At 64.2% G+C, this 14260-nt stretch carries 15 protein-coding genes and 1 pseudogene; 15 read left to right on the plus strand and 1 reads right to left on the minus strand.

The annotated features are described in order from the left end of the window. Positions 1-7 precede the first annotated feature (7 nt). The 6 genes from sixA to FB481_RS20365 all read left to right on the plus strand — a co-directional run bounded on the left by sixA (position 8) and on the right by FB481_RS20365 (position 4925). On the plus strand, positions 8-469 hold the full coding sequence (sixA, locus tag FB481_RS20340) for a phosphohistidine phosphatase SixA (RefSeq protein WP_147177549.1): 462 nt from the start codon (positions 8-10) through the stop codon (positions 467-469). A 33-nt stretch (positions 470-502) separates the two neighbouring features. Further along, positions 503-949 (plus strand): hotdog fold thioesterase, encoded by a 447-nt coding sequence (locus FB481_RS20345; RefSeq protein ID WP_093504341.1) that lies wholly within the window; start codon positions 503-505, stop codon positions 947-949. 254 nt (positions 950-1203) lie between these two features. Next, positions 1204-2007, plus strand: coding sequence for an alpha/beta fold hydrolase (locus FB481_RS20350; protein ID WP_147177550.1), 804 nt, complete (start codon positions 1204-1206; stop codon positions 2005-2007). Further along, positions 2004-2867 carry an alpha/beta fold hydrolase gene (locus FB481_RS20355; RefSeq protein WP_147177551.1) on the plus strand — a complete coding sequence of 288 codons (864 nt, stop codon included), beginning with the start codon at positions 2004-2006 and terminating at the stop codon, positions 2865-2867. The genes FB481_RS20350 and FB481_RS20355 overlap by 4 nt, the downstream gene beginning before the upstream one ends. A 136-nt stretch (positions 2868-3003) precedes the next feature. Beyond that, positions 3004-3804 carry a DUF4892 domain-containing protein gene (locus tag FB481_RS20360; protein ID WP_093504345.1) on the plus strand — a complete coding sequence of 267 codons (801 nt, stop codon included), beginning with the start codon at positions 3004-3006 and terminating at the stop codon, positions 3802-3804. Between the two features lie 47 nt (positions 3805-3851). After that, a complete protein-coding gene (locus FB481_RS20365) occupies positions 3852-4925 on the plus strand; it encodes an AI-2E family transporter (RefSeq protein WP_147177552.1) in 1074 nt (357 codons plus the stop codon). A gap of 12 nt (positions 4926-4937) precedes the next feature. Here the strand turns inward: FB481_RS20365 and FB481_RS20370 are convergent, their stop codons facing one another. Next, complete coding sequence (locus FB481_RS20370; RefSeq protein ID WP_147177553.1) at positions 4938-5984, minus strand: patatin-like phospholipase family protein; 1047 nt, start codon at positions 5982-5984, stop codon at positions 4938-4940. 138 nt (positions 5985-6122) lie between these two features. On the opposite strand from FB481_RS20370, the gene FB481_RS20375 reads away from it, so the two are divergent. The 9 genes and pseudogenes from FB481_RS20375 (at position 6123) to FB481_RS20410 (ending at position 14225) form a co-directional block, all read left to right on the plus strand. Then, positions 6123-6395, plus strand: a complete 273-nt coding sequence (locus FB481_RS20375; protein ID WP_093504351.1) for a hypothetical protein — start codon at positions 6123-6125, stop codon at positions 6393-6395. A gap of 48 nt (positions 6396-6443) precedes the next feature. Then, positions 6444-7052 (plus strand): flavin reductase family protein, encoded by a 609-nt coding sequence (locus FB481_RS20380; protein WP_147177554.1) that lies wholly within the window; start codon positions 6444-6446, stop codon positions 7050-7052. Positions 7053-7110: 58 nt separating this feature from the next. Beyond that, positions 7111-7398, plus strand: a complete 288-nt coding sequence (locus FB481_RS20385) for a hypothetical protein (protein ID WP_147177555.1) — start codon at positions 7111-7113, stop codon at positions 7396-7398. A gap of 472 nt (positions 7399-7870) precedes the next feature. Further along, positions 7871-8584 (plus strand): annotated as a pseudogene (locus FB481_RS23740) (HAMP domain-containing protein); the annotation flags it as partial. Between the two features lie 15 nt (positions 8585-8599). Then, positions 8600-9442, plus strand: coding sequence for a methyl-accepting chemotaxis protein (locus FB481_RS23745; protein WP_372239582.1), 843 nt, complete (start codon positions 8600-8602; stop codon positions 9440-9442). A gap of 137 nt (positions 9443-9579) precedes the next feature. Beyond that, a complete protein-coding gene (locus FB481_RS20395) occupies positions 9580-10497 on the plus strand; it encodes a MoxR family ATPase (RefSeq protein ID WP_013791663.1) in 918 nt (305 codons plus the stop codon). Next, positions 10494-11450, plus strand: a complete 957-nt coding sequence (locus FB481_RS20400) for a DUF58 domain-containing protein (protein ID WP_147177557.1) — start codon at positions 10494-10496, stop codon at positions 11448-11450. Before FB481_RS20395 ends, FB481_RS20400 begins: the two co-directional genes overlap by 4 nt. Further along, complete coding sequence (locus tag FB481_RS20405) at positions 11447-13441, plus strand: DUF3488 and transglutaminase-like domain-containing protein (RefSeq protein ID WP_147177558.1); 1995 nt, start codon at positions 11447-11449, stop codon at positions 13439-13441. Before FB481_RS20400 ends, FB481_RS20405 begins: the two co-directional genes overlap by 4 nt. Before the next feature lie 22 nt (positions 13442-13463). Next, positions 13464-14225: a CHAD domain-containing protein gene (locus tag FB481_RS20410; protein WP_093504361.1), complete on the plus strand. Its 762-nt coding sequence runs from the start codon at positions 13464-13466 to the stop codon at positions 14223-14225. Positions 14226-14260: the final 35 nt, after the last annotated feature.

A 14260-nucleotide genomic window follows, 5' to 3' on the forward strand; every position in this document is an offset into this window, starting at 1 on the left:
AGCCGGCATGAAGCTCTGGTTGTTGCGCCACGGCCAGGCCCAGGCCCAGGCGCGTAGCGATGCTGCCCGTGAGCTGACGGCCCATGGCCGTGACGAAGTGTGCCAAGCCCTCGAACATTTGCGTGGTCGTTCGCCTGCCATTCTGGTTAGCCCCTATGTGCGGGCCCAGCAGACGGCTGCGCTGGTGCACGACGCATTGGCCTTGCAGGCGCCTGTGCAGACCGTGCCCTGGCTGACACCGGACAGCGATCCGCGTGATAGCCTGGCGAGGCTGCAGCAATTGTCCGGAACTGAATTGCTGCTGGTTTCTCACCAGCCCTTCATTGGCGCCTTGGGTGGCCTGCTGGTGCATGGCCATCGTCAGCAGCCACTGGCGATGCATACGGCCAGCCTGGCACTGCTCGAAGGCGAGGACCTGATTGCCGGGCTGATGACACTCCAGTTGCTGGCGCACCCTGAGCTGCATTGATCAGCCCACCCACAACAACAAGAAGGATCGACCATGAGCATCTGGCGTCAGACACCCAACCTCGACGAACTTAATGCCGCCCAGCGCAATACCATTGGTGAGCTCTTGGACATCCGCTTCGAATCCTTCGATGATGAGTCGATCACCGCCAGTATGGCCGTCGATTCACGGACCCATCAGCCCCACGGCCTGCTGCATGGCGGCGCCTCGGTGGTGCTGGCCGAGAGCCTGGGTTCCACGGCCAGTTACCAGTGCATCGATACCGAGAAGTTCTTCTGCGTGGGCCTGGAGGTCAATGCCAACCACCTGCGTGGGCTGCGCAGTGGGCGCGTCACGGCGGTGGCCAAGGTCGTGCACCTGGGCCGCACCACCCATGTCTGGGATATTCGCCTGAGCGGCGATGACGGCAAGCCCAGCTGCATCTCGCGCCTGACCGTGGCCGTCGTGCCCCACGGTAGTCAGCCGCCTGAGCGTGGCTAAGAACCTGTTCAAAGTCTGCTGCGCGTCGGCACTGCGGCGTTAAAAACAGGCTCGGACTGCTCATTTACAGCTCGTAAACTCCGCGTCCTCGCCTGTTTTCGCCTTGCATTGCTCTAGCTCGCGAGACTTTGAACAGGCTCTAAGCGCCGGAGCAGGGTTGGCCGGAGCGTCGTGCTTCCTGACCGTTACAGGCGTTGTCGGCCTGGCAAGGCTGGCTGACAATCCCAGCACTGCATGCCACCTGTGCGATTGCCATGGATCAGCTCATCTTCTTCGCCCACGCCAACGGTTTTCCTTCGGCCACCTACCGCAAGCTGTTCGCGGCGTTGGCGCCGGAGTACCAGGTGCAGCACCTGGCGCAGCATGCCCATGACCCGCGCTTCCCAGTGAATGACAACTGGAGCAACCTGGTCGACGAGCTGATTCACCATCTCGAACAGTGCGCTGGGCCGGTGTGGGGCGTAGGCCACTCGCTGGGCGGTGTGCTGCATTATCATGCGGCGTTGCTTCGCCCGGATCTATATCAGGGCGTGGTCATGCTCGACTCGCCGGTGCTCAGCCGCGTCGACCAGTTGGTGATTCACGCGGCCAAGCGGTTCGGCTTTATCGACCGGCTCACCCCAGCCGGGCGTACCCAGGGGCGGCGCGAGGCCTTTGTCGACGGCCATGAGGCGCGTCGTTACTTCGCTGAGCGTACGCTGTTCAGCCGCTTCGACCCTGAATGCCTGGACGCCTATGTCGAGCACGGTCTTCACCCGGGTGAAGAGGGCCTGCGCCTGCGTTTCGAGGCCGCTACCGAGATGAGCATCTACCGGAGCGTGCCGCATATCAGCCCGGGGCGGCCGCAACAACTCAAGGTGCCGCTGGCGCTTGTAAAAGGCGCCGAGAGCCGTGTGGTGCTCGCCCACCATGGGCGTATGGCACGAAGGGCGCCACGCGGCGAATTTCTGATCATGCCCGGCGGGCATATGTTTCCCCTCGAACACCCGGATGCCACGGCGCAGTTGCTTCGGCGCCTGTTCGCCCGCTGGCAGCAATCTCGCGAGACGATGCAGTGACCTGTATCCCCGAAGAAATACGCTTGCACCTACCGCATATCGAGCTGACCGCTCAAGTCTATGGGCCGCCAGATGGCCTGCCGGTCATCGCCCTGCATGGCTGGCTCGACAATGCGGCGACTTTCGCGCGGCTGGCTCCCAAATTGGCGGGCATGCGTATCGTCGCCGTGGATTTTGCCGGTCACGGTCATTCGGCTCATCGCCCATCGGGTGCCGGTTATGCCCTGTGGGACTACGTGCACGACGTACTGCTGGTCGCCGAGCAGCTTGGTTGGCCCCGCTTCAGCCTGCTTGGGCATTCCATGGGGGCCATCGTTTCGGTGCTGCTGGCGGCCACCTTTCCCGAGCGCGTGCAGCGCCTGGCGCTGATCGACGGGCTGGTGCCGCCCACCGTCGAGGCCGATGGCGCAGTCGCTACCCTGGCGGAATCGCTGCGTGGGCGCCTGACCTTGTCCGCCAAGCGCAAGCCGGTCTATCCCGACATCGAGCGAGCTGCCCAGGTGCGCCAGCGCGGTGTCGGACACGTCAGTTTCGAGGCGGCGATGTTGTTGGCGCAGCGCGGCCTGATGTCGGTGCAGGGCGGGCTGACCTGGCGCACCGACAGCCGCCTGACCCTAGCCACGCCCCTGCGGCTGACCCATGCCCACGCGCAGGCGTTCGTCACCGCGCTGCGCTGCCCGACCTGCCTGGTGCTGGCCGAACAAGGGCTGCTGGCGACACGGGATGGTCTGGCTGACTTGTTGGCGCAGACGGAAATCAGCGTCGAACGCCGGCCCGGCGGTCACCATCTGCATCTGGATGACGAGCAGGGTGCACAACTCGTAGCAGACTGTTTCAAAGCATTCCTGAGCGCGCCTTGACGGCCCGTGGCAACTGGGGAAAGGTGTCGGGCACTGCCATGGAGATCTGCATGACCGACCTGTTCACCGTCGCGCCGGATGCGCTGCCCACCTTGCCTGCTTACTTGCAAATGCCTGCTGCTGTCGGGGGATCGGCATGCGTCTGAGCTACCTGTTCGCGCTGATGCTCGTCAGCCCTCTGGCCGGCGCCGATGTGGCCGGTAGCCGCGATCTCGATGTGTTGCCGCGTTTCGCCGGCAGTGAAATTGTCACCTTCAAGGAAGAGGCTGAGCAGGAGCGCGTGTATCCCCAGGGAACCGTACGCCGCATCAGCGGGCGCCTGCGGTACGAGCGTGAAGTGCTGGTGCAAGGCGCGCTTACCGCCGTTACCTATGAGTTGCCGGGAACCCACAGCGCCAATGAGGTGTTCACTCAGGCTCGCGAGGCATTACAGGATCAGGATGCTCAGTTGCTGTACTGGTGTCAGGGTCGCGAATGCGGCTCCAGCAGCCTGTGGGCTAACTCGGTATTCGGCAATTCCACACTCTATGGCTCGGATGACCAGCAGGCCTACGCCTTGCTGCGCCTGGCCGAGCCGCGCCATGACAGCCTGGTGGCGCTTTACAGCATCACCCGCGGCAATCGCCGTGCTTACCTGCATGCCGAGCTGCTCAAGGCCGGGCAGCCGTTGGCCAAGGTGCTGCCGACCCCGGCGACTCTTTCTCGGCAACTCAAGAGCACTGGCACGCTGCGCATGCCCGAACGGGACCAACCCAGCCCCGAGTGGGCGGAGGTGCTGGCGCGCAGCCTCAACCTCGACAGCACCTTGCGGGTCAGCCTGTCCGGGGTGAATGCCGAGGCCTGGCGTGAGGCGTTGATCGACGATCAGGTCAGGGCCGCACGCTTAGAGATCGGCGAAAGCACCGGCGACGGTTTGCGTATCGACGTGCTACGTTGAGCGCGCCTGCGTTGGGCCTGAGTCTGGTTTGCTGGAAGTCCTGAAAAATGCCGAATAACGACCGCTTGCTGGTGCAGATCCTGCTCCTGGGGCTACTGGGTGCCAGCCTTTGGGTGCTGGCGCCGTTCTGGTCCGCACTGTTCTGGGCGGCCGTGCTATCGTTCGCCAGCTGGCCGGTCATGCGCTGGCTGACCCGTGTATTGAAAGGCCGGCAGTCGGTTGCCGCCGCCTTGCTGACCGGCGTGTGGATCGTGCTGGTGGCGGTGCCGCTGGTGATGCTGGGCTTCAATCTCGCCGACCATATCCGTGACGCCACCGCAATGCTCAAGGACTTTCAGGTCGATGGCCTGCCGCCACCGCCAGGCTGGCTGGCCTCTGTGCCCATGGTCGGCGACCGTCTGGTGAGTATCTGGGAAACCCTGGATCAGCAGGGCTCGGCGCTGTTCGCCACGGTGCAGCCCTATCTTGGGCAGGTCGGCAACTTCCTGCTGGTACGCAGCGCCAAGATCGGCGGCGGCTTCTTGGAACTGGCCTTGAGCCTGATCCTGGTGTTCTTCTTTTATCGCGACGGCCCTCGTCTGGCTGCCTTCGTCGAAAGCCTGCTTGAGCGGCTGATCGGTGAGCGCGCCCAGCATTACCTCGAGCTGGTCGCCGGTACGGTACAGCGGGTGGTCAACGGGGTGATCGGCACTGCGGTGGCGCAGGCGCTGCTGGCCTATATCGGGTTCATGATCGCCGGCATTCCTGGTGCGCTGGTGCTCGGTGTGCTGACCTTCGCCTGCAGCCTGATCATGGTGCCGCCTCTGGTCTGGGGGCCGGCGGTAGGCTGGCTGATCTGGCAGGGCGAGATCGGCATGGCGATCTTCCTGGGCATCTGGGGCTTCTTCATCATCAGCGGCGTGGACAACATCCTCAAACCCTACTTGATCAGCCGCGGCGGCAACCTGCCGCTGGTGGTGGTGCTGCTCGGCGTGTTCGGCGGCATCCTGGCCTTCGGCTTCATGGGGCTATTCCTCGGCCCGACTCTGCTGGCCGTCGCCTACAGCCTGCTTAGCGACTGGGTCGCTCACAAAGCACCGGCTGGCCTGCCGCCCCGTGAGGAGCGCCGGCCGCCGTTGTGAGGGCGAGTCGGCTCAACGGTCACCGCGCTCGTATTTATCGAGGGTATCGCGAGCGATCTGCCGGCCCAGCATGATCAGTTCCGGCGCCTTGTAGAACTCGAAGAAGCGGCACACGCGTTTGGGCACGTTGATCAGGATATCCGGCGGATAACCGGCGATCTTGTATTGCGACAGCGACGTCTGCATCACCTCGAAACTCTGGTTGATCAACTCCAGCAGCGATGCCGGGCCTGCCATCTGTGCGACCCGCGAACCACTTGCCGATTTGGGGGCGCTGTCGTCTTGCGGAGCAGCGACCGGTTGTTGGCCGTGAGGGGCCGCCGGTTCCTGCAGCCAGAGGTCGGGCTGCTCCGGCGCTTCGGGCAGCGCAGCGCCTTGGAGAAGCAATGGATCGTCCTCACCGCCCTTGCGGCGCAGCGACGGTAGCCGTGAGCCCAGCGATGTCATCATTTGGTCGAAGCGGCCCTTCAGGGCAGCGGGGCGTTCGATGACGGGCAACTGATAGTGCTGCTGATGGGCCGAGTTGAGGTTCACGGCGATGATCAGATCGCAGTGGCTCGAGACCACCGGCACGATGGGTAGGGGATTGAGCAGGCCGCCATCGACCAGCATGCGCTTGCCCTGAATGACCGGGGTAAACAGGCTGGGAATCGCCGCCGAGGCGCGCATCGCCTGATGCAGGCAGCCTTCCTGAAACCAGATTTCCTGCTGGTTGGTGAGGTCGGTGGCCACTGCCGTGAACGGGATGTTCAATGACTCGATGTTGATCTCGCCGACGATATCGCGAAGGCGCCCGAACACCTTCTCGCCGCGGATGGCACCCAGGCGAAAGCTGACATCCAGCAGGCGCAACACATCTAGATAGTCCAGGCTCTGCGTCCAGTCGCTGTAATCCTTGAGCTTGCCGGCGGCGTAGATGCCGCCGACCACCGCCCCCATCGAGCAACCGGCAATGCAGCCGATCTCGTAGCCACGTGCTTCCAGCTCTTCGATGACGCCAATATGCGCGTAACCACGCGCGCCGCCCGAACCCAGTACCAAAGCCACTTTCTTGCTCATTCAGCTCTCCCTGATTCGTACTGTAACGGCAACGCAATTTGCGCTGTGCAGCACGCTGATAGTGGCACTTTTTCTCTAGCCTATCGTCATAAACAACACCGGTGACCTGATTGCCGGCCAACCTCTGGAGTATGCGACATGAAAGCCTGGATTCTTTTACCGATTGCGCTGTTGGCGGGCTGCTCAGCGACCACGACCTACCGCGATAGTTGTGCAACCCAACTCGATGCTGCCTGGCGTGAACTGGATCTGGCCAAGGCCGAAGGTTTTGCCGGCACGGTCAGCTACTCCAAAGCGGCCTCGTTGATGACCGCGGCGAAGACCCAGCAGCAGTTTGAAGCCTATCGTGGTTGTACCGACAAGTCCGAGAAGGCGCGTTTCTATATTCGCGAGTCCCGAGCAGGCCGTTGAGTCGTGTACTGGAGTAAGCTGGCGTCAACCTGACTGCCGGAGACCCTCATGCTGCTCGATTTCGCTGACCTGACCCCGCTGGATCGCTACCGCTGGCTCGCATCCACCGTGACACCCAGGCCCATTGCCTGGGTGTCCAGCATTTCCAGCGAGGGGGTAACCAATCTCGCCCCCTTCAGCTTCTTTCAGGTGATCAGTGACGAGCCGGCGACGTTAATGGTCAACGTCGGCAACCGTGACGACGGCGCATTGAAAGACACCCTGCGCAATGCTCAGGAAACCGGCGAGCTGGTCATTCACCTGGTTTCTTTCGCCCAAGCAGAAGCCATGAACGCCAGTGCAGCGATCCTGCCGCGCAGCACCAGTGAGTTCGTGCATTGCGGCATCGACTCGCTGGCGAGCACGCGCGTTGCACCGCCGCGGGTGAAAGGCGCTGCGGTGGCATTCGAGTGCCGCGTCGCGCAGATCATGGGCTATCCGCAGGTGCAGCCCAATCATCATCTGATCTTCGCCGAAGTGCTGCTGGCGCATATCAGTGACGAGGTGCTCAACGAGAAAGGGCGCGTCGACCCGCAACGTCTCGATCTGGTCGGTCGCTTGGGTGGCGCTGCCTACAGCCGCACCTGCGATACCTTCGATCTGCAACGCCCGCTCTGATCTATTAGTAGAGTTAGATCCGTGAGTGCGGCGTGCGCTCATTGGCGTGGGTGCTGACTTGCGCCGGCGCCTCGCGACCCGCCTGCAGGTGAGCGTGCCGGTAACAGATGCGGTAGCCGTCAAATCAATCGTGGCTGGTCAGCAACAGCGTGTCGCGCTCGGAGCTGCTGTCGACCTAGCAGGCGATGTGCATCGTATGATTGTCCCGCCGATGCCGGCTAGCCAAGGTGCAGCCCGATTCCAGAGCCGCCGCCTTGGTGATTGCGATGTGCTGCTTTCGCCCGACCAGTTCTTCGATAACCAGCAACATTCTGAAAACGACATCTTTTTAGTCAAAACCACCTGACGCCTCGCTGCTGGCTTGTCGCCATTAGTTGCGTGCCTCACTGTTGCGATTATGAGGGCATCTGCCCAGCACGAGAGGGTCGACAATGGTTTCTCTTCGCGGCTTGGCCAGTCTGGCGACGGCGGCCAAATTGTCCATGGGCTTCGGGGTGGTGCTGGTGCTCACCCTGGTAGTGGCTGCTACCGGGTTCTTTGCGCTGCGTGATGTCGGGGCGCGTTTTACCCTGCTCGAGCATTTCAGCGACATCAACGACAAGGTCGTGCAGATGCGCCGTACCGAGCAGGCCTTCATCATCACCGGCGATGCCGCCCAGACCCAGCACCTGCACGAGCAGGCGCAGGCGATTCGTGAGCAGGTGGCGCAGTTCAGCGAGCAGGTGGCTGGCGAGGAGCGTCAGGCCTTGCAGCAGGTCGACGATGATATCGCCGAGTACGTGCAGGTCTTCGACCGCTATGTGGAGCAGAGCGACAACATGCGCCTGTCCCTGGATGCTGCCAAATGGCTGGTGGTCGGTGCGGCCAACAGCCTGGATCTGCTCAAGGACGGTTTGGCCGAAGACGGCGTTTATTCCCTCAAGGACAGCCAGGGAACCGAAGGCGCCGACTCCATCACCCAGGCCGGCAGCATTGGCAAGATACATTTGTTGCTTCTACAAGCCCTGGAGCAGGCCCGCGTGCTGCTGGAAAACAGCCGCAGCAGCGGCGAGGTGCCGACTACCGCCATCCAGGAAGCTGTCGATGCGCAAAAACAGGCCGCCGAGTTGCGTGATGCGTTGCGTGATCCGGGGTATCGCTCGGTGCTGGCCGAGGTGGTCGGTAATATCGACTCTTTCAACCAGCGGCTGCAGGAGTACACCGGGCTGTTGCAGCAGCAACAGCAAGAGCACGCCAAGCTGGTCGAGCGGGCCGACAAGGTGGTCGAACTGGTCAGCCAGGCCTATGCCCAGCAGAAGGCCGCCGTGCATACCCTGGTGCGCACCAGTGCGCTGCTGATTCTGGTCGCCGCGGCGGCGGCCCTGGTGGTCGGCCTGCTGGCGACGCTGATCATCACCCAGGTGATCGTGCGACCGCTCAAGCAGGTCACAGCCGTGGCGCAGCGCATTGCCGCCGGAGACCTGAGCACCGAGATCGAGGTGCAGCGCAGCGACGAGATCGGCCAGTTGCTGTTGGCCATGCAGGGTATGTCGCGGGATCTGCGTACCATGGTCGGGCGCTTGCAGGATGGCGTGGCGCAGCTTTCCACCTCGGCGCAGACCTTGTCGTCGGTCACAGAGCAGGCGCGTCAGGGTGTCAGTGGCCAGAAGGAGGAGACCGATTTGGTGGCCACCGCGATCACGCAGATGGCGGCGACGGTTCACGAGGTGGCGCAGAATGCCGAACAGGCCGCTGTCTCCACCGCTCAGGCCGATTCGCGGGTCGATGCCGGCAGCGAAGTGGTACGGGCGACCCTGCAGCGTATCGAGCAACTAGTCGCGGCCATGGCCGTCACCCGGCAAGGCATCGAACAGCTCAGCCAGGACACCCGCAATATCGATGCGGTGCTGGAAGTCATCAAGAGCGTGGCGCAGCAGACCAACCTGCTGGCGCTCAACGCGGCCATCGAGGCGGCGCGGGCGGGTGAGCAGGGGCGTGGGTTCGCGGTGGTGGCCGACGAGGTACGTGCGCTGGCGCGGCGTACCCAGCAATCCACCGAGGAGATCGAAGGTCTGCTGGGCACGCTGCGCGCCGGCGCCATCCGTTCGGTTGCCGATATGCGCCAGAGCGATGAACTGGTCGAGCAGGTGGTGCATGACGCTCGGCATACCCAGCAGGCCCTGGCCGGGATTGCCGATTCCGTCGCAGTGATCCACGGCATGAACCAGCAGATCGCCGCCGCCGCTGAGGAGCAGACTGCGGTGGCCGAGGACATCAACCGCAGCGTCACCTCGATTCGCGACCTGGGCGAGCAATCCGCTGCGGCCATGGACGAGAACGCTGGCTCCAGCCAGCAATTGGCGGCGCTGAGCCGTGAATTGCAGGGCATGGCCGCGCACTTTCGTCTCTAGCCGCTCTGCACTGCGGCTTTCACACGATCGCTACCAGGTGTGGGCCTGGCACACAGTTTCGTCAGCAAACATTACGTAACGCTTTGCCCGCCGCCTTCCGGTCAGTAGCATCGAGCCACTTGCCTGAGGAGTGGACGATGCACACGAAACTGGATGCCTGCCTGGATACCATCAACCAGGTGTTGCTCGGCAAGGAGGCGCAGGTGCGCCTGGCACTGACCTGCCTGCTGGCCCGCGGTCACCTGCTGATCGAGGATTTGCCCGGCATGGGCAAGACCACCTTGAGCCATGCCCTGGCCAAGGTGCTTGGGCTGAGCTTTCAGCGTATCCAGTTCACTTCCGATCTGTTGCCTGGCGACATACTTGGCACCTCGGTGTTCGACAAGGACAGCGGACAGTTCCTGTTCCACCCCGGCCCGGTGTTCGCCGAGCTGGTCCTGGCGGACGAGATCAACCGCGCTACGCCGAAGAGCCAGAGTGCGCTACTGGAGGCCATGGAGGAGGGCCAGGTGACCATCGAGGGTGCTACGCGCCCGCTGCCCGATCCCTTTTTCGTCATCGCCACCCAGAACCCGATCAGCCAGAGTGGCACCTTCGCGTTGCCGGAGTCGCAGCTGGACCGCTTTCTGATGCGCCTGTCGCTGGGCTATCCAGCCCGCGCCGCGGAAAAAGCCCTGCTGTTGGGTGAGCCACGTCGCTCGGTACTGCCGACGCTGGACGCGGTACTCGATCACGCGGAGCTGGCAAAGCTGCAAGCCGAAGTGCCCAAGGTGCGCGTCAGTGATGCCTTGGTCGATTACGTGCTGCGTCTGGTCGAGGCCACCCGCACCCAGCCGCAGTTCGCCTGGGGCCTGTCGCCACGCGGCAGCCTGGCGCTGCTGGCCGCGGCACGTGCCTGGGCGCTGTTGGCCGAGCGCGATTATGTGATTCCCGAGGATGTGCAGGCCGTACTGCCGTCGGTGGCCGGGCACCGCCTGCGTGACCAGGCCGACCCCGCCGGGCATGGCGGTGGCGCGCTGGTGCAGTGGCTGCTGCGCGAGGTGCCGGCGCTTTGACCGGCGCCCTCAGGCAGCGCTGGGATCGCTGGCTGGCCAGGCGCATACCGGCGGCAGGCAGTGTGCAGCTTAATCAGCGGCGCATCTTCATCCTGCCGAGCCGCGTGGGTGTGGCGTTCCTATTAGCATTGCTGGTCATGCTGCTGGCTGCCATCAATTACCAAAGCAGCCTGGCCTACGGACTGACCTTTCTGCTCGGTTCGGTGTTCGTGGTGACCATCCTGCATACCTATCGAAACCTGGCCGGGCTGGTCCTGCACGCCGGTGGCGCCGGCGCGGTATTCGCTGGCGAGGCGGCGCGGCTGCGGGTACGCCTGGAGAGCCGCGGCCGCGCCCATGAGGCCATCGCCCTGGGCTGGCCGCCGGCCGAGCTGCAGCAGCAGGACGTACCGGCGCAGGGCTCGGTCGAGTGCGAGCTGACTCTGCAGACTCAGCGCCGTGGCTGGCTGCAGCCTGGCCGCCTGCGGGTGGAAAGCCGTTTCCCGCTGGGGTTGCTGGTTGCCTGGAGCCACGTTGATCTCGATCAGGCGGTGCTGGTCTATCCGCGGCCACTGGAGGGCGAGTTGCCACTGGCGGCTGGCGGCGATGAGGATGACGAGCAGGCAGGACTGGTCAGCCAGGGGCAGGGCAGCGATGATTTTCAGGGGTTGCGCACCTATCAACCCGGCGACTCACGCCGGCGGATGCACTGGAAGGCCTATTCGCGAGGTCAGGGGCTGTTGGTCAAGGATTTTGCCGCCCAGAGCGGCCGTGACCTGCTGTTGGATTTCGACGCGCTCACCGGCGACCTGGAAAGCCGTTTGTCGCTGCTCTGTCACTGGGTGCTGGTGCTCTCCGAGCGTCAGCAGCCTTTCGCCCTGCAGCTGCCGAACGAATCGCTGCCGGTGGCCATCGGCGAACGCCACCGCGAACAATGCCTGCGTGCGCTGGCCCTGCATGGAGCGCGAGGATGAGCAGCATCGCCGGCATTCCGCGCATCAGCCTGACCTGGCTGCTGGTCGCCCAGGCACTGGTGATTCTGCCGCACACCTTCCACCTGCCGGTCTGGGTGATCGGCCTGTGGCTGGGCTGCGCGCTTTGGCGCATTCAGATCTATCGCATGCGTGCCGGCTACCCCAGCCTGATCGTGCGTATCGGCCTGATCGTCTTGGCGGCGGCCGGGGTATTCCTGTCGCGCGGCACCCTGGTCGGGCTGGATGGCGGCGTCGTGCTGCTGGTCGCGGCGTTCTGCCTCAAGTTGCTGGAAATGCGCACTCGCCGCGATGCGCTGGTGGTGATCTTTCTCGGCTTCTTCGTGGTAGTGACCGCCTATCTGTTCGATGACGGCATGCTCGTTGCGCTATTTAGCCTGCTGCCGGTGTGCGCTCTGCTGGCGGCGTTGATCGGTTTGCAGCAGAGCGGCACGGCGACGCGGCCGTGGCGTACGCTGCGTCTGTCGGCCAGCTTGCTGCTGCAGGCGCTGCCGCTGATGCTGCTGCTGTTTCTGTTCTTTCCGCGGCTGGGGCCGCTGTGGTCGCTACCGGTGCCCAACGAGCGCGGCGCCGTCACCGGGCTGGCCGACAGCATGGCGCCTGGCGATATCGCCGAGCTGACCCGCTCTGGCGAACTGGCTTTTCGCGCCAGCTTCGAGGGCCGCGTGCCGGCACGCAGCGAACTGTACTGGCGCGCCCTGACGCTCGATTATTTCGATGGCCGGCGCTGGTCGCAGTCGTCGCTTGAACAGTTCTCGCCGGCGCCGCAGTGGCAGCCCCGTGGCGAGGCGCTGCGCTACAGCGTGGTGATGCAGCCCACCACACGGCCCTGGCTGTTCGCCCTCGACGTGGCGCAGACCGAGCTGCAAGGCACCCGGCAGATGGGCGATTTCCGCCTGCAGCGCATCCGCCCGGTGGACCGAGCGCTGCTCTATGACGTCAGCTCCTGGCCCGATGCGCTGCGTGAGCCGCAACTGCCGTCGAGCCGGCGGCAGGCCTTGTTGCGCCTGCCCCGTGACGGCGATGCGCGCAGTCGCGCCTGGGCCCAGGAGCTGCGCCGTCAGTATCCGCAGGATCAGCAACTGGTCGAGGCGCTGCTCGCTCATTTCAATCGCCAACCCTACGTCTATGCCCTGACGCCCACCCCGCTTGGCGCCGATTCCATCGACGAATTCCTGTTCGATACCCGCAGCGGCTTTTGCGCGCACTACGCGGGCGCCATGACCTTCGTGCTGCGTGCGGCGGGCATCCCCAGCCGCGTAGTGGCCGGTTACCAGGGCGGCGAACTTAGTAGCAACGGCAACTACGTGCAGGTTCGCCAGTTCGACGCCCACGCCTGGGTCGAATACTGGTTGCCGGAAACGGGCTGGACCAGCGTGGATCCGACCTTTCAGGTCGCCCCTGAGCGCATCGAACAGGGCTTGGAGCAGGCTCTGGCCGGTGAGCAGAGCTTCCTCGCCGACTCGCCGTTTTCGCCCCTGCGTTACCGCAACCTGACCTGGCTGAACGAGTTGCGCATGGCCTGGGACGACCTCAACTACGGCTGGCAGCGCTGGGTACTCGGCTACCAAGGTGCGCAGCAGTTCGAACTCTTGCAGCGCTGGTTCGGCCAGGTCGACGCCGGTCGGCTGATTCTTGCCCTGGTCGGCGGTGGCGGTTTTCTGCTGGGACTGTTGTCGCTGTGGTTGTTCAAACCCTGGCGCGTCGAGCGCGACGCTACGCTACGCATCTTTCAGCGCTTCGAGCAACTGTTGGCCCAGCACGGCATACGACGCCAGGCCGGCGAGGGCCCGCGGGCGTTCGCCCGGCGTGCGGCCGAAGCGCTGCCCCAACAGGCGGATGCCGTTCACGCCTTTAGCGAGGCTTTCGAAGCGCAACGTTACGCGGGCCAACCTGTATCCTCCCAGGCGCTGTTACGGCAGCTGAAGACATTGCGCCGCCAATTGCCCTGGCGCTGGAGTCGATCCCCTTGAGCGGTTTTTCAGGAGTTCTGTGATGAGTGGTTTTGTCGGTACGTTGCGCAGCGAAGTGCTGCGCCTGCAGATCGCGCTCTATGCCTGTCGCGAGCGTTTACAGGCGCAGACCGATGAGGAAGCGCTGCACGATCTGCGAGTCTGCCTGCGCCGCTTGCGCAGTCTGCTCAAGCCGCTCAAGGGCGCCGCGGGTAGTGAGGCGTTGCAGCGCCGAGCCGCCGAGCTCGGGCAACTGACTGGCCCGTTACGTGACCTGGAAGTGCTGATCGCCACCCTGCGTGCCAGTGATGAGCACGCCGCCGCGGATCGACGCCTGGCGCAGCGCCGCAAGGGCGATGCGCTTGTGCTGGGTAGCCGAGCCTTGCCAGCGCTGTTTCGCGCCCTGGATGAGTGGCCGCAGGAGTTGACTGCTCAACAAGCCAGTGGAGAACTCGAGAATTTGCACAAGCAGGTATGCCGTTACCTGCGCAAGCAGCGCGCCAAGTTGGTTGAGGCCCTGGGCGATGCCGAGCATGATCCCCATCAGGTGCGGCTGCTGATCAAGCGCGTGCGTTATACCGCCGAGGCTTATCCGCAACTTTCGTCGCTCTCTGCCGCGCAATTGAAGCTGCTCAAGAAAGGCCAGGCAGCCCTCGGCGACTGGCACGACCATTTTCAGTGGCTGGCGAGCGCCGAGCGCGAGCCGGATCTGCGGGCTTTCATCCCCGCCTGGCGCGAGTCGATGAAGACGGCCGAGAGCACCGCACAGGCGATCCAGGCACGCCTGCTGGCAGCGCTGCAATAAATCCAGCCGGGACAATGGCCGAACTGCCGCCTGCG

The sequence above is a fragment of the Pseudomonas sp. AG1028 genome, assembly GCF_007993955.1.
GTDB classification, from domain to species: domain Bacteria; phylum Pseudomonadota; class Gammaproteobacteria; order Pseudomonadales; family Pseudomonadaceae; genus Aquipseudomonas; species Aquipseudomonas straminea.

Excerpts from the sequence above, each read along its gene's own strand:
- FB481_RS20370 (WP_147177553.1), bottom strand. The coding sequence starts at position 5,984 with ATGAGCAAGAAAGTGGCTTTGGTACTGGGTTCGGGCGGCGCGCGTGGT.
- FB481_RS20345 (WP_093504341.1), top strand. The coding sequence starts at position 503 with ATGAGCATCTGGCGTCAGACACCCAACCTCGACGAACTTAATGCCGCC.
- sixA (WP_147177549.1), top strand. The coding sequence starts at position 8 with ATGAAGCTCTGGTTGTTGCGCCACGGCCAGGCCCAGGCCCAGGCGCGT.
- FB481_RS20405 (WP_147177558.1), top strand. The coding sequence starts at position 11,447 with ATGAGCAGCATCGCCGGCATTCCGCGCATCAGCCTGACCTGGCTGCTG.
- FB481_RS20365 (WP_147177552.1), top strand. The coding sequence starts at position 3,852 with ATGCCGAATAACGACCGCTTGCTGGTGCAGATCCTGCTCCTGGGGCTA.
- FB481_RS23745 (WP_372239582.1), top strand. The coding sequence starts at position 8,600 with ATGGTCGGGCGCTTGCAGGATGGCGTGGCGCAGCTTTCCACCTCGGCG.
- FB481_RS20410 (WP_093504361.1), top strand. The coding sequence starts at position 13,464 with ATGAGTGGTTTTGTCGGTACGTTGCGCAGCGAAGTGCTGCGCCTGCAG.
- FB481_RS20350 (WP_147177550.1), top strand. The coding sequence starts at position 1,204 with ATGGATCAGCTCATCTTCTTCGCCCACGCCAACGGTTTTCCTTCGGCC.
- FB481_RS20395 (WP_013791663.1), top strand. The coding sequence starts at position 9,580 with ATGCACACGAAACTGGATGCCTGCCTGGATACCATCAACCAGGTGTTG.
- FB481_RS20375 (WP_093504351.1), top strand. The coding sequence starts at position 6,123 with ATGAAAGCCTGGATTCTTTTACCGATTGCGCTGTTGGCGGGCTGCTCA.
- FB481_RS20360 (WP_093504345.1), top strand. The coding sequence starts at position 3,004 with ATGCGTCTGAGCTACCTGTTCGCGCTGATGCTCGTCAGCCCTCTGGCC.
- FB481_RS20380 (WP_147177554.1), top strand. The coding sequence starts at position 6,444 with ATGCTGCTCGATTTCGCTGACCTGACCCCGCTGGATCGCTACCGCTGG.